Annotated in this window: 11 protein-coding genes; 3 read left to right on the plus strand and 8 right to left on the minus strand. The window is 26.1% G+C overall.

The annotated features are described in order from the left end of the window. Positions 1-173 precede the first annotated feature (173 nt). A complete protein-coding gene (locus Q0K19_RS06865) occupies positions 174-1,889 on the plus strand; it encodes an amidohydrolase family protein (protein WP_297246625.1) in 1,716 nt (571 codons plus the stop codon). Between the two features lie 206 nt (positions 1,890-2,095). Here the strand turns inward: Q0K19_RS06865 and Q0K19_RS06870 are convergent, their stop codons facing one another. The 4 genes from Q0K19_RS06870 to Q0K19_RS06885 all read right to left on the minus strand — a co-directional run bounded on the left by Q0K19_RS06870 (position 2,096) and on the right by Q0K19_RS06885 (position 7,318). After that, on the minus strand, positions 2,096-2,860 hold the full coding sequence (locus tag Q0K19_RS06870) for an HAD family hydrolase (protein WP_297246627.1): 765 nt from the start codon (positions 2,858-2,860) through the stop codon (positions 2,096-2,098). 37 nt (positions 2,861-2,897) lie between these two features. Then, positions 2,898-3,854: an LD-carboxypeptidase gene (locus Q0K19_RS06875; RefSeq protein ID WP_297246629.1), complete on the minus strand. Its 957-nt coding sequence runs from the start codon at positions 3,852-3,854 to the stop codon at positions 2,898-2,900. Positions 3,855-3,864: 10 nt separating this feature from the next. Beyond that, positions 3,865-4,281 (minus strand): secondary thiamine-phosphate synthase enzyme YjbQ, encoded by a 417-nt coding sequence (locus tag Q0K19_RS06880; protein ID WP_048593356.1) that lies wholly within the window; start codon positions 4,279-4,281, stop codon positions 3,865-3,867. Between the two features lie 625 nt (positions 4,282-4,906). After that, entirely contained in the window at positions 4,907-7,318 is a 2,412-nt protein-coding gene (locus Q0K19_RS06885) for a TIGR03960 family B12-binding radical SAM protein (RefSeq protein ID WP_297246632.1), read from the minus strand. Positions 7,319-7,458: 140 nt separating this feature from the next. Here Q0K19_RS06885 and Q0K19_RS06890 point away from each other — a divergent pair, with 140 nt between their 5' ends. Continuing rightward, positions 7,459-9,510 carry a tetratricopeptide repeat protein gene (locus Q0K19_RS06890; RefSeq protein WP_297246634.1) on the plus strand — a complete coding sequence of 684 codons (2,052 nt, stop codon included), beginning with the start codon at positions 7,459-7,461 and terminating at the stop codon, positions 9,508-9,510. A gap of 188 nt (positions 9,511-9,698) precedes the next feature. On the opposite strand, the gene Q0K19_RS06895 is transcribed toward Q0K19_RS06890, so the two are convergent. From Q0K19_RS06895 to Q0K19_RS06910, 4 genes are all read right to left on the minus strand, one after another. Further along, a complete protein-coding gene (locus tag Q0K19_RS06895) occupies positions 9,699-10,373 on the minus strand; it encodes an SAM-dependent methyltransferase (RefSeq protein WP_297246636.1) in 675 nt (224 codons plus the stop codon). Positions 10,374-10,383: 10 nt separating this feature from the next. Next, positions 10,384-11,412: an N-acetylmuramoyl-L-alanine amidase gene (locus Q0K19_RS06900; protein WP_297246638.1), complete on the minus strand. Its 1,029-nt coding sequence runs from the start codon at positions 11,410-11,412 to the stop codon at positions 10,384-10,386. Further along, positions 11,405-12,727, minus strand: a complete 1,323-nt coding sequence (locus Q0K19_RS06905; protein ID WP_297246640.1) for a CHAT domain-containing protein — start codon at positions 12,725-12,727, stop codon at positions 11,405-11,407. The genes Q0K19_RS06900 and Q0K19_RS06905 overlap by 8 nt, the downstream gene beginning before the upstream one ends. Positions 12,728-12,833: 106 nt before the next feature. Beyond that, the gene (locus Q0K19_RS06910; RefSeq protein WP_297246642.1) at positions 12,834-13,451 is read right to left on the minus strand and encodes a hypothetical protein; all 618 of its coding nucleotides are present in this window, start codon (positions 13,449-13,451) and stop codon (positions 12,834-12,836) included. Between the two features lie 207 nt (positions 13,452-13,658). On the opposite strand from Q0K19_RS06910, the gene rseP reads away from it, so the two are divergent. After that, the gene (gene rseP / locus Q0K19_RS06915; RefSeq protein WP_297246644.1) at positions 13,659-15,023 is read left to right on the plus strand and encodes an RIP metalloprotease RseP; all 1,365 of its coding nucleotides are present in this window, start codon (positions 13,659-13,661) and stop codon (positions 15,021-15,023) included. The last annotated feature ends 660 nt before the right edge of the window (positions 15,024-15,683 follow it).

A 15,683-nucleotide genomic window follows, 5' to 3' on the forward strand; every position in this document is an offset into this window, starting at 1 on the left:
AAAAGTAATTCTGAATTTATTTAATTATTGTTCATTTAATACAAAACTATATAAAAATTAAATTTTTTTAATAAAAAGTCAAAAAAATTACATATTGATTATTGTATATAGTATTTAATTAATATAAAATTATGTCTCATTTTAAAAATTTAATTTAAAGGAGTTTACAAAAAGTGAACAAAAAAACATTATTACCAATTATTTTACTAATTTTATCTTTTATTGTAATCGGTTGCAATGGCGGCAGTAAATATGCTGACACTGTAATAACGGGTACAATATACACATCTGAAGCTGATAAAAAAATAGTAAATGCTATTGCTATTAAAGATGGTGTATATCAATATGTTGGAGATGAAGAGGGAGTAAAAGAGTTTATAGGTGATAATACCGAAGTTATTAATTTAGAAAGCGGTATGGCAATGCCTAGTTTTTTTGAAGCCCATGCTCATACAGCTAAAGGCGGTCTTTTAAAATTATATCAAGTGCAGTTGTATTCAGGTAAATCCGTAGATGATTATGCTAATAATATCAGAGATTTCTATGAAAAAAATAAAAATGTAACTGTGTTAAGAGGAAGAGGCTGGAATAATGGATATGCTCCTGTAACAGGCCCTACAAAAGATGTACTCGATAGTATAACATCAGAAATACCAATAGTAATGACTTCTGAAGATGGTCATGCTGTATGGGTTAATTCAAAAGCTATGGAAATAGCAGGAGTAAATGCTGATACTCCAGATGTTGAAGGTGGAGTTATAGAGAGAGATCCTGTAACTAAAGAACCTACTGGAACATTCAGAGAAAAAGCAGCAGATTTAATTACTCAAAAAATTCCAGATTTTGGGGTAGATGAATATAAAAATGCAATACTTGCATATCAAGATGAAGTATTATCATATGGAATAACATCTGTTTTTGAACCTGGTATTAATACAGTTGGGCCTTCTGATAATTTTTTTACAGCTTTAAATGAACTTGATAAGAATAATGAATTAAAATTAAATTTCTTTGTTGGTTACAGTTTATACAATACAGATAACCCTAAAGAAAAATTTGATAAAATATCTCAGCTTAGAAAAGATGTAAACGGAAATAAATTCAAAATGACAACTTTGAAAATATTTGCCGATGGTGTAGTAGAAGGTAAAACAGCTTATTTACTTGATGATTATGCTTCAGATAGCGGATTTAAAGGCTATAAACTTTGGGAACAAGATTCTTTAAATGATGTATATCTTAATGCTCAAAAACTAGGTTTACAAATACATGTACATTCTATAGGAGATGCAGCTGCTAGACAGGCTATAGATGCTTTTGAATATTTAAAAGACACTACAGGTGAAACTAACAAAAGACATGCTATAACTCATTTACAGTTAGTTAATAAAGATGATATAAAAAGAATGGGAGAATTAAATATAGTTGCTGTTACAAACCCATATTGGTTCTTTAAAGAAAAAGGATATTTTTATGAATTGGAAGTACCTTATTTAGGAGAAGAAAGAGCTAATAAAGAATATCCTATGAAAGACTTATTTGATGCTGGATGTGTAGTATCAGTTGCAAGCGATTATCCTGTAACAATATCGCCTAAACCTTTGGATGCAATACAGTTTGCTTCTACAAGAATGAATTTGGATGGAGAGCCTTCTTCTTTACTTGGAGCAGATCAAATTGTAAGTGTTGAACAGATGATGGACTGTGCTACAATAAATGGTGCTTATCAGAATTTTGCTGAAGATAGTTTAGGTTCTATAAAAGTAGGAAAGAAAGCTGATTTTATAATATTGGATCAAAATATACTTGATATAGTTCCTACAGATATTACTAAAACTAAAGTATTAAAAACTTACTCTGATGGAAAATTAGTTTATCAGGCAGCATAATTGATTTTTCATTTAATTAAAGAATAAAAAAGCCCCGTTTTATTTATTAAAATAATTCGGGGTTATTCTTTTTTTCCTCTTAATTTATCGAATAAACTTACTATACCTGCTATAATCAGACCGATTATACAAAATATTCCTCACATAAATACTCCTTTTATAGGTATTTGTTGTATTATACCCTAATATGGTATTTAAAGCAATAGTTATAATTCTTTGTAAATAATGTCAGAAATAAAATTAAAATATTTATCTGTTATAGCTTTTATTTTCTCATTTGCATTAATCTGTGCATAACCATCATATCTTTTTATCATTTCTATATCATTGTTAGAATCGCCTGCAACTAATATTTTATCTATAGACTGATTATTATTTTTTAGAAGTTTATATACAAAATCAACACCATTAGCTTTATTAACAGTATGCTTTACTATATCAACCGTTCTAATATTGGCATAGGCTGTTACTTCTTCAAATTCTTTATTAATGGTATTTGCTACAATTTCAGTAGTTTCTGCATTAGGAGTCATTTTGTTTATCTGTATAATATCTTTTACAGTTTCTATTTCTTTTATATTTATTTTTTTATCAACTCTAAAAGGAAGTATATCATTTCCGTCTTTTGATTTTACTGATATTATATAATTATCATTTGCTATTTCTACAGTGCCTCCGAACTTCTCATGCAAAAATCTTATAACCTTATATGATACTTCATCATCAATAGCATCTTTAAATATTACTTCTCTTTTGTTATTAAATACCAAAGCTCCGTTATTTGCTATTAAATAATCAAACTCTAATCCATGCCTTTCAATATGTTCAAATATAGAAAATTTATTTCTTCCGGTTGCTATAGTAAATATGTTTCCAGCTTCTCTCCATTTTTTCACAGCATCAAAAACACTATCATCGATTTTTTCATGAATATATATAGTCATATCATAATCGCTAAAAAACAATTTCATAATAACTCTCTTAATTTTATTTTTATTGTTTAAACTTTTAAATCAATACATTTTCTAATGTTTCAAAACTTTTATTTTTTGCATCAATCTTTACCATAGCACCATGAGCCATAGTAAGTTTAGTTTTTCCATGTCCGCATTTTACATTTGTTAGTACAGGTATATTTAAATTACTTAATCTCTCTATTATAGTTTCTTTAGCAGTTTTAAAACCTGTTTCTTTTTCGCCTTCGACTAAATCGCAGTTTTCAAAATCTCCTACTACGATTCCTTTTATGGATTTGCCTATTTCTTTTGAATTAAATAAAGTAGATATAATCCTGTCAATCTTATAAGGTTTTTCATCTACTTCTTCTATATATAATATATAATCTTTATTTAATTTTGGAAAATATTCCGTACCGAAACTAGACATCATTACAATGAAATTTCCGCCTATAAGTATGCCTTCTGCTTTTGAATCATTTCCATAAGATATACTTTCAAACTCTGAGCCGTCAGGATTTTTATAAATGATTTTTTCATTGCTTTCTAAAACATCGAACATATCATTTAATGAAGCTTCATCGAATGATTTTCCTTTTACCATATCTATGCTTACCATTGGGGCATGGAAAGTGATGAGTTCTGTTTTTTCATAAAAAGCCAAATGAAAAGAAGTGATATCACTGTAGCCTGCAAATATTTTAGGATTATTTTTTATAATATCATAATTCAATTTATCAAGTATTCTGACAGCTCCGTAACCGCCTCTTGAGCATATAATAGCATCGACTTCATCGTCTTTAAAAAAATTATTTAAATCTTCCGCCCTTGCTTCATCAGTTCCGCCGTATCCATTATAATTATCAAATACATGTTTTGACAATTTTACTTTGTATCCTCTATTTTCTAAATATTCTATTCCTTCATCGAGTTTATCTTTAGGGCATGCACTTGAAGGAGTGATTATTCCTATTGTGTTTCCTTTTTCTAATCTTTTTGGCTTTATCATAAAATTAATATCATTCTCCTATAATTTTTATCAATACTCTTTTAACTCTTTTTCCGTCATATTCTCCGTAGAAAATCTGTTCCCAAGTTCCGAAATCAAGTTTTCCTTCTGTAACAGCCACAACAACTTCTCTTCCCATTAATTGTCTTTTCATATGAGCATCAGCATTATCTTCATAGCCGTTATGATTATATTGACTATGAGGCTTTTCAGGAGCTAATTTTTCAAGCCATACTTCAAAATCCTGATGTAGTCCGCTTTCATCATCATTGATAAATACACTTGCTGTTATATTCATAGCATTGCATAAAACAAGTCCTTCTTTAATACCGCTTTCATTTAAGCATTTTTGAACTTCAGGAGTGATATTGATATAACCTCTCCTTTTAGGGTAATTTATTTCTAAAACTTTTCTATAAGATTTCATTTTATTCTCCTAAAAAATTTTATTATCATGATATAATAAAATTTCAAGCATGACAAGTTGTAACATACAGTTATATTAATATTTTTTATAATTAAATTATATTATTTTGTATTCGTTGTACCCGCATTGATTATTTTATCAAACGTCAACTATACGCGACTGAAGGAAGTATACCGAAGGTGAAGGTATATGGCATCGTACTTTTTATTACAAATTATGTATTTTCCGCACGCAGAATAAAATTAAAAATATAGATTTATTTGCAATTCAAATTTTACTATATTGTTAATTTCGTTTACCGTGCGTTAAAGAGATTTTTCGTCAAAGTTTTTATCCTTAGGATACGCTACACGAAAACGCAATTGCTAGAACTTTATTTAAAAACATTCTGTTAAATATAGGATATACACTAAATTTATACTAAAATGCAGTTCTTTTGGCTCTTTTATACCAATAAAAGAACTGTGGGTGTGGGGGCTAGTCCCCACAAATAATAAAGATAAGAAAATAATTTTTGACAAAATATAGTTGTTTAGGTGTATTCCCGCCGATATAAGTTAGGTATAGTACTTTTTATGATAGAGTAAAGTATTAATAAAAAATTAATAAGCCAATAAAAACAATATTATACTAATTCCAACTTTCTAATATTTTTTATATTGATATTGTTTTTTGAAAGATAGCTTTTTATATCGCGTACCCTTATAGCTTTTTCATTGCTTTCTAAAAGTGTTATGAGCAAATCATCGCCTTTCTTTATAACTAAATAATCGCCTTTTCTCTCCTCGCTTGTTTTTAATTCTTCCTTGTTTGATAATATTTTTAATGCTTCTTCATCATTATCAGTTTCTATCTTGTAAATGGTGTTCTTTGGAAGAGCTTGAATATTTTTAGCATTTAAAGGAGTAGATACTGCATTAATTATTTCAATTCCTATATGAGAAAGTAAATTGTTTATTTTATTTTTTAGCAACTCCACATCTATAGAATCAGTTAAACTTATTTCCATATATTCAGCTTCACTTTCGCATGCAAATGGAGTAGGGGGAGTAAACACAACTTTTTCTAATGGGTGAAAACCTTTGCTTAATGCTATGCTTGCACCTGCAATCTTTAAAGCACAAATCATAACTCTTGATAAATCATGCATTCCTAAAAGTGATGATATGCCTTCTTTTTTGAATTTCATTAATACTTTATAATTTACAGCAAATATATCTCTTTTCTTTAAAGTTTTTAATTCTTCAACCATTTGAGTGAAATTTGTATTTAAAACTTCTTTTTTATATTTATGGCAGTATTTTTTATAATCTATACCGCAGTTCTGACAATTTCCAGTGAAGCAGTAATCTGTAAATTTACCGTTTTGAAATCTTTCGTACTCCTTATCAAAGAAAGTTTGACTTACAAGAGTATCAATGCATTTCCAAGGAGTATTTATTTTTTTGCTTAATAATTCTTTTATAGTGTATCCGCTTTCTTCTATTACTTCTTTCCAAACATCATATTTAAAATATTCTACCCAAGCATCAAATTTTGCACCTTTCTTATATGCTTTATAAATAATGTCCCCGATTTTTTCATCGCCTCTTGAAATTATACCTTCAATTTCTGCCATTCTAGGAGGATGATATTTTATAGCTACTTTAGTGCCTCTGAAATGATCGCGTACCTTTCCTATATAAGTAATTGCTTCTTCATCTGTAAGCTGATTATTATTTTCTAAAGGAGTATGAGGTTTTGGAATAAATACATTAATCGCAGCATTTATTTTTACTTTATTCTTTGATACTTTTATCATTTTTTCAAGGGCTTCTATTATTTCATCAGCTTCTTTGTCCGGATTATCAGTGAATCCTATCATAAAATAAATTTTTACTATCTTCCAGCCCATTTTTTGAACATCAGCAAGTATATTGTAAATGGCATCTTCGTCCATTTCTTTATTGATTTTTTCTCTTAATTCATGGCTTCCAACTTCTAATGCAAATGTTAAGCCTGTTTTTCTAAACTGTGCTATTCTGTCTGCTGTATCTTTATCGAATGAATCTATTCTTAATGAAGGCAGAGAAAGAGAAAATCCTTTATGCTCTCCTAATGTCTGTAAATATTCAATTAATTCTCCAATATGAGGATAGTCATCAGCGGAAAGAGAGAATAAATTTAAAGTATTAGCTCCAGTAGCTTCTAATGATTCCATTGCTATATCGACAATTTTTTCTATAGTGCGGTTTCTTACAGGGCGATAAGTGATTCCTGCCAAACAGAATCTGCAGCTATGAGTACAGCCTCTAGCTATTTCAACGGATATTCTATTTTGTATTCCTTCTACAAGTGGTACTAAAGGTTTTTTTACATAAGGCATTTCATTAATATTTTCAACGAATATTCTTTTTACATGTTCTCTTGGATATTTTGGAACATAAGCGTATTCAAGTTTTGAAAGCTCTTTTAATATATCATCTCTTTTAGCTCCGTTTTTTTTGAGATTATAGATTATATCAACAAAGTTTTTCATCTCAAAATCAAACTCTCCGAATAAAAACACATCTATAAAATCAGCCAAAGGAAACGGATTGAATACGCTTGGTCCGCCTGCAGCTATTATAGGTACATCTTCTCCTCTTTCATCTCTATGTATAGGTATTTGGCTTAATTCAAGTACTTGAAGTATATTTGTATATATAAGCTCATACTGCAAAGTAAATCCCAAAACATCAGCGTCTTTTACTTTGCTGAAAGTTTCCAAAGTATAAAGCGGTATATTTTTTTCTCTTAAAAGTTTTTCAAAGTCTTCAGCTACTGCATAAACTCTTTCACAGGAAGCATATTCTATAGAGTTAATAACCTCATAAAGTATAGAAAGCCCTAAATTGCTAATTGCTATTTCGTACATATCCGCAAAACACATAACGAATTTAAAAGGCATATCAGGTTTTATTATAGCATTTATTTCACCGCCTAAGTATCTAGTAGGCTTTATTATATCTTCACTTTTTACAAGTTCTAGTATTTCGTTTTTCAAGTTCTCACTCATTATATTATATATTCCCGATTATTATTTTGAATGATTATTATATAGTAAAGTTTAGTATAATACAAATACTATATTAATTTTATTGATAGTATAAATATTTAATTTATAATACTATTATAAATTAAATATAAGAGTATTTTATGATAAAAGAAAATATTGATAAAATAAATAATTTAATAGATGAAAAAAATCATAATGAGGCTTTAAAATTTGCTAAAGAATTATTAAAAGAAAATGATAAAGACGAAGGAATATATTATTATATTGGTAATATATATTCAAGTTTAGAAGAATACAATAAATCAATAGAATACTATGATAAAACTATTAAATTAAATCCAAAATATGAAAAAGCTTATAATAATAGAGCCTTATCTAAAAATGCAATATTTGAATATGATGGGGCTTTAGAAGATATAAAAAAATTATTTGAATTGAATACAGATAAAGAATATTTATATATGTATTATGATAATTTAGGTTTAATAAAATCCAACATAGGTGAACATGATGATGCTATAGCAAATTTTAATAAATCAATAGAATTGAATAATAAATATGATAATGTTTATAATAATAGAGGATCTACTTATTTATTACTAGAAAAATATGATGAAGCTATAAAAGATTTTAATAGAGCAATAAAATTAAACGACAAATTTAAATGGGCATATTTAAATAGAGGTATAACCAAAAATAAATTAGGGCAATATAATAAAGCCATAAAAGATTTTGATAAAGTAATAGAAATAGATTATCACTATAAAGAAGCATATTTAAATAGAGGTATATCAAATTTTTGTTTAGAAAAATATAATGAATCTATAGAAGATTTTAATAAAGTTATATCACTAGATGATCAATATGAAGAAGCTTATTATTATAATGCTTTAAATTATTATGTTTTAGATAATTATAAAGAAAGTTTATATAATTTTTCTATGTTGTCTAAACTAAACTATAATTTTTCTGCTAGTAATTTACTTAATATTATTACTAAATATTTTAAGTTAAATTATAATAGTATATTAAATATAATTAATTTATTGCTAGAAGATAATTCATATATTGATATATGGAAAAGAGATATAACTTTATCTATTATAAATAAAGAAATAGAAAATATAGATAATTATATTTTGAAGAATATAAAAGAAGTATTATTATTTGAGTATTTACTTATTTCTTTATTATCATTTAAAAGTGAATTACTATATGATCATTATGAAAAGGAAGTTTCTATAGTACATTATACTTCTTTGGAAATATTATTTTCATTATTAGATGATAATAAAAACAAATTGAGAATAACAAGTATAACAACTGCAAATGATAGAAATGAAGGTAAAATATTAGAAAATATTTTTTATAATAATAATGTAAATATGAAAATAGAAAATAATAATGAATATAACTTAATTCCATTTCAAACATCTTTTAGCAGAAATAAAGATTCTTTAACTATGTTCAGATTATATGGTAAAGATAAAAATATAGAATCTACTGGAGTATGTTTGGTATTAGATGAATCTTATTTTGATGATGATCCATTTGGAGATATCATTCCTGTAAAGATGAATTCTCAATATTTAGATTTAGAAAATAGTTATATTGATAATGAAAATAAAGAAAATTATTATAATAAAAATTCTTTATATTGGATTTTATATTATAATGAAGATAAAAATCAATTAGTTTTTAATCCAACAAATTCAAAATATAAAAGTATAATAATAAATTTAGAAAATGTATATAAAGCAGAATTAAAAGAAAAAGAGAAAAATATAGAAATTGTAATAAAATTTATTTTTAAAAAAATATTTGAAGCATCAGATAATATAAATAAAATAGAAAAAGATAAAATAAAAAATATTATATTTAGTTATTTATTTGAAAATATAAGATATCTCATTAAACATGAAGCATTTTTTGAAGAACAGGAATTAAGAATTATTTCAATAAATAATATTGATTCCAAAGATATAAAAAGAGATTTAAAAAAGAAAAGATTGTATATTGATTATTGTAAATTATTTGATAAAAATGAAAATTATATTAAGGAAATTATATTAGGTTCAAAGGTATCAAATGTGCAATCAGTTGCAGAGTACATAAGTAAAATATTATTAGAAAAAGAAAATAATAAATTAAAAAGTACAAAAATTACTGTATCTAAAGCCCCTTTAAGGTAATATTTTTAATTATAAGTTTGAAATTTATTCATATATATAAATGTGAAAAAGGAATACCAACCCAAGCGTTAATTAAATTTAAAAATTTTTTAAACGCACGGTGAATGCATTTTTATATATTATTTGATTTGTATTGATAATCAATTTTATATTTTTTGGCATCGTTCAGCGTGCGGTTAAAAATATAATCAGCTTATAACTATTACAAATTCTCTTTTTTTGTTTTCCTGATATTTACTGCATATATCTGATACTCTATCTATAATGATTTCTTCGCTTTCAGTTGTAATATCTAAACATAAAGCGATTTCTTTATCTTTGGAATATACTTTCTTGATGGCATTAAGTACTTTGCCTAATCTGTAAGGAGTGTCTAATATGATAACAGGAACATTTAATCTTTTTAAATATGATAATTTTTTTTCGCGTTCTCTGTCATCACGCGGCAAAAGCCCAGCATAATAAAATTTTTTGAAGTTAAAAGGCAGGCACATAATAGCTGCCGTAACACTGCTTACACCTGCTACAGGACGCACCTTTATATTATGAGCATAACAATATTCAAGTAAAAGCCTTCCAGGATCTTCTAATATTGGAGTGCCGCAATCGCTTATAAGGGTAACTGTTTTGCAATTTATAATCTTTGTAATTATTTCATCAATATCTTTGGATTTTTTTGTATGTTCGCTAAACTCTATCAAGCATTCTTTATTTTTATTTATATTAAGTGCTTTAAAAAGCTTAGTAGCCTCTCTAAAACTTTCAACTAAAACAATATCGCTTTCAATTAAAACCTCTTTTAATCTTTCAGTATTGTCTTTATAATTACCAATATCTCTTGCAGCAATGTAAACAGTAAGCATATATATAATCCTATTTCCTTAATGATCTATTTGTATTATAGTTCCAATTTGTGCTTACTATATTATTGCTTATAAATATATTAGTAAAGAATGTATTAGTAAGGAAGTTATTAGCTTTAGAACGCTCATCCATTTCATTAATCTTTTTTACTTTAAGGTTTAAAGCCCTAATAACAGCATAAGTTTCATTATCAATGTTTCCATCTATTTTTTCAGGTCTGAAATGACATTGAAAAGCATAAAGCACCTTTCTAGAATCCAAATCCCAAACATTATTAGTAGGCATACTTGTATATCCGTATTTTATAAACTCTTCTTTTATATCCATTACTTTTGCTTTTTTATATTCATCATCATTTAAAAAGTTGCTGTAATCATATTCATCATACCACATACCTAAATTATATTCATCATGAAGTCTTTTCCATGGGAATTTAGGGCCCGGGTCTTTTTTTCTATATGGAGCTATATCAGAATGGCCTAATATATTATAAGGTTTTATTTGATATTTCTCTATTAACTCTTTAAGTAAATATGCAACTTTCTCTATTTGACTATCCTCAAATTCTATATATTCATCATAAGAAGTAAAGAATAATTCATCTCTTTGCTTTTGCGTCATTCTATTTAATTCTTCATAAGTATTTGTAACTTTTTTTAGGAATCCTAAATTTACTATTTCTATACCGATTGAGGAATCATTCATACTATATCTATTGTCAAACATAGTAATTCCAGCATGCCAAGCTCTGTCGCCGTCATCTACAAGTTTATATATAGGCTCATCTTTTTTTGTAGTTATGAGATAATGTGCTGATACTCCAGGATCAGTTAATACTTTAAAAGATAAATCATCATTTAAAGCAGTGTAATGAAGTATAATATATTTTATTCTTAAATTATATGCCGGAGATTTGAAAGCACTTGAGACTTTCGGTGCTATTTTTCTAGTTCTTATTGGTGTTATATTTTCATCATTACATGATGTAATAGCTAATATCATTATTAATAAATAAATAAATCTAATCAATTTAAACATATATAGGAACTCCATTAAATCTATATCTTATAAAACCTTTATAAAACTCTTTAACTTCAACATAAGCAAAATAATATGCTTGTGCTGTATTTATTCTGGCATATTTATGAAGTAAATTACTATAAAAACTATAAATAAAATCTAAGTACTTACCGTCAGCTAAAGAACCAATGCCGGAAATAACTGTAGCTACTCCGGAAGAAAGCAGTGATTTTGTAAGTTTATTATCAGCTTCTTCCATATTGCATGCATTAATAAAAATAAGTGATGGAGGATTTTGTAATGCTGTTACTGAATTTAGTATATAATCCTCGCTTAATTTTATCCCGTCTTTATATCCATGAGTTATAATATGTACTATATCATAACTTTCCAATATTTTAACAAATTCAAAATAATTATGCTCTTTTTTGTATAAATCTATTTCTATATTTTTTATATCATTTTGTAATGATAAAATAGAATCAATCTCCTGTTTATCATACAATATATCATTATTTGGTATTGAAATAATAGCCATTTTTAATTTTTTATTATCTGACTTTTTATTATGCAATATATTAGATGCATTACTATATGAAAAAATTATATTTTCAGATAAAAATTTTCCGTCATAAGAAAGTATATCCCAAGGAATGCTATATGTTTTATCATCAAGATGCAAATAAACTATTCTAAATCCGTCAAGCAAATGTTCTCTGAAATCTTTTTCCGGTATAAGCATATTCATTAAATAGCTTCCAAGTTCTATATATCTTTCTATATTACTATTTTCACTATTTGAATATTTTAATAAACGAATATATTCTTTATATATGCTTTCATAAGCTTTATTGTCAAAATGTTTTTCATATTCTGCTACATAAAGCGAAGGATATGTTTCTATAGCTTGGTACTTAAAAATATTATTATCTATAGAACATGAAAAAAATGTCTGCGATATATTATCATTTAGAAGTATTAATCTGTCTTTTAATTTTGAAAATGTTTTTGAATCTATTTCATATATTGAAAAATCAGAGTATTTATCTTCTAATTTATAATATATTCCTCTTCTTCTTTTATAATTATCACTTATATTTATACTTGTGTAATTATTATCTATTTGTTTTCTATTACTAAAATCTATTTCATAATAACCATATAATTTATTTTTATCATTATCATACAGAAATATATTTATTAAACTATTATTTTTTTTATTATTTTTGAAAATCTTTTTTATAGAAGAATTTTTTAAAGTAATATATTCCATATTATGAGATAAAAAATAATCTCTATTTTGAGTTACTATATATGATTTATATTCTGTCATCAAAATATTATTTAAGTAAATTTATATTAATTAGTTTAGGGTATTATATAGTAATTTTTACATATAATCAAATTAAAATATTACATAATCGATATAAATTTTATAACTATTTACTTTCAAAACCGTCAAATGTAAATTTATATGTATTATTATCAGGATACAAAACTATTGATATTAAATCTGTATTATTGTTTTTAGATTCATCATAATCTTTTAAAGGTATAGTACAGTAGAAATCATTTCTAAAAAATAAAGTTCCGCTATTTCCAATCCAAATATATCCTTTAAATGTTACTTCATCATCTTTACTATTATATGATATTTCTAATTTGGAATCTCCGGCATAGAAAGGCATACTCATACTATTTCCTATTCGATCATCACAGAATAAATAATTTACTACATATCCAGGATCTCCCCAATTTCCTGTATGAGTAAAAGTTTTGCCGTTGGCGTAATTTTTTATACTTAATTCTTTGGGAAAAATATTATTTTTATTAAATGCTTTCTGGGAAGATTTTCCAGATACTTTAAACTTAAAATACATAATTTTTGTGATGTTGTCATTATTATTATTCCCATCATCATTCCCGTTATTATTTCCTGAATTTTCATTATTATTGGATGAATTTGAACTACTGCTATTTGGATTTAATACTTGATAATTACATCCTAATATAAACAAACAAAAAATTGATAAAATGACTATAATTATTCTTTTCATATTAAAAATCTAACAAATTTAATATACTTTGTCAATATTTTTGTTAAATTTAACAGATATAAATGTAAATGTATTGTAAATTCCAAAATTATGATATATTATGTTTATTATTTTTATAAAACATATTGAAATAAATTTATATTGAATATATACTTATTAGTAATTATTCTTAAATAAGAATAATAAAATAATTTAAGGAGGCTTAATTTGAGTTGGATAGGTGCTATTATACTATTAAGCGTGCTTGTATTCGTTCATGAGATGGGACATTTACTTGCAGGCTTAGCGGTTGGAATAAAGGCTGAGGCTTTCTCTATAGGTTTCGGCCCTATACTTTTTAAAAAAGAAATTAAAGGAATAGACTTCAGATTTTCTGCAATACCTTTCGGAGGATACTGTAAATTTAAAGGTGAAATTGCTGAGGACGGTAAGGTAGAAGAAGGGGATTTTTTAAATATGTCTCCTTTAAGAAGAATAATAGTTTATTTTGCCGGTCCTTTCTTTAATTATCTATTTGCTTTTGTACTTTTGGCTGTATTGGTTTCTATGCCATCAAAGATAGATTTATATTCGCCTACTGTATCAGTATTCAAAGACGGAAGATATATGCATTCAAAATCAGGCATAACATTAGCTTATGAATACGGAATACAGAGCGGAGACACTATAACAGCTATAAACGGTATAAAAGTAGAATCTGATAATGATATATTAAAAACAATAAATGATGAGGCAATACAGAAAGCCGCTGAAAATATTACTTTCACATTAAACAGAAACGGTAAAACTTTAGATATAGTAATACCTTCTGTTGAAATGTTAAAGGCTTTAAGCGGAGAGAGAGCATTAGGTTTATACTTTGGAAATGACCTTATAATAAAAAATGTAATTTCCGATTCTGCTGCTTCTGAAGCAGGGCTTATGGCAGGCGATAAAATAATATCTATCAATGGAATGGCTGCTAATAATATAGCAGATTTCAGACCTATAGTAATGGATAATGCTTCTCAGAAAATCAATATCACAATTCTTAGAAATGGTGAAGAGATTACAAGAGAGGCTATACCAAGACCTGTAACTTCAAAATTACTTGGAACTTATGGAAGTTTAGGAGTAGAGTTTGACAGCACTCCTATGAGAGTTGAAAAAGTTGCAGGAATACCTTTTCCAAAATCTATACCTGAAGCTTTCAAAGAAACTGGTAATTATATTGTTTCATATGTAAATGGACTTAAACTTCTATTCACAGGTAAATTATCAGTTCGCGAGAATTTGGGAGGCCCTGTTAGAATAATACAGATTTCATCACAGGTTATTTCTGTTGATATAGAGTACAGACTTAGAACTATACTTTCATTTACAGCTACTATAAGTTTGATACTTTTCCTTATGAATCTTCTTCCTCTTCCTGTAGTAGACGGAGGTATGATAGTATTTTCATTTATAGAGCTTATAATGAGAAGACCTATAGACAGAAAAGTTTTAACTAAGATACAGGCTGTAGGTGCTGCTTTCTTAATAACTTTAGCAATATTCATAACTATTAATGATATAACACAGTTATTCAGATAAAAATATTTTCTTCGATATAAAAATACAATAAATAAGAGGCTTGCTTTTTTAGTAGGTCTCTTTTTTATTTTGCTTGAAAATTTTATTCTAATTCCCACCCTTTTATATTTATTGTCTTATATAGAATATTTAACTTCCATTATTTTCATTGCTTTATTAGAAATTCTAGCACCCACCCAAGCTTTTTTAAATTTTAAAACTTTACTCTACGCACGGTTAGCGAAATTTAAAATATAGTAAAAATTAGAATTCAGAATTATATATCTTTTATAATTTTACTCTGCGTGCGGTGTGTAGATTATAAAGTAAAATAAAATTTTGGGTGGGTTTTATAATTGCATAAAAGATTTTAAAGAAGTATAAAGTAAAAATAACAAATAAAAGCTGTAAATATAAAAGGGCGGGTTTTTTAATAAAGTTAAAATATAAAGCTAAAATAATATAAAAATTAAAATGACTAGTATAATTTTGTAATGATACAAATATATTATTAATAAACACTGTATAAATAAATTTTAGATAATTCTAACATAAAATTGATGTATATATTTACATTTCTTTTTTTATAGTGTATAATTCTACTGATTTTTGTAGGAACAATATTTTTTTATTAAAAATTTTATTTTTAATATTAATAAATATTTTATTTAAATTGATTGT

This window comes from uncultured Brachyspira sp., assembly GCF_944393015.1.
Classification (GTDB): domain Bacteria; phylum Spirochaetota; class Brachyspiria; order Brachyspirales; family Brachyspiraceae; genus Brachyspira.

Bases quoted from the DNA above. Each gene is read 5' to 3' on its own strand.
- Q0K19_RS06870 (WP_297246627.1), bottom strand. From the start codon at position 2,860: ATGAAATTGTTTTTTAGCGATTATGATATGACTATATATATTCATGAA.
- Q0K19_RS06875 (WP_297246629.1), bottom strand. From the start codon at position 3,854: ATGATAAAGCCAAAAAGATTAGAAAAAGGAAACACAATAGGAATAATC.
- Q0K19_RS06880 (WP_048593356.1), bottom strand. From the start codon at position 4,281: ATGAAATCTTATAGAAAAGTTTTAGAAATAAATTACCCTAAAAGGAGA.
- Q0K19_RS06885 (WP_297246632.1), bottom strand. From the start codon at position 7,318: ATGAGTGAGAACTTGAAAAACGAAATACTAGAACTTGTAAAAAGTGAA.
- Q0K19_RS06890 (WP_297246634.1), top strand. From the start codon at position 7,459: ATGATAAAAGAAAATATTGATAAAATAAATAATTTAATAGATGAAAAA.
- Q0K19_RS06895 (WP_297246636.1), bottom strand. From the start codon at position 10,373: ATGCTTACTGTTTACATTGCTGCAAGAGATATTGGTAATTATAAAGAC.
- Q0K19_RS06900 (WP_297246638.1), bottom strand. From the start codon at position 11,412: ATGTTTAAATTGATTAGATTTATTTATTTATTAATAATGATATTAGCT.
- Q0K19_RS06905 (WP_297246640.1), bottom strand. From the start codon at position 12,727: ATGACAGAATATAAATCATATATAGTAACTCAAAATAGAGATTATTTT.
- Q0K19_RS06910 (WP_297246642.1), bottom strand. From the start codon at position 13,451: ATGAAAAGAATAATTATAGTCATTTTATCAATTTTTTGTTTGTTTATA.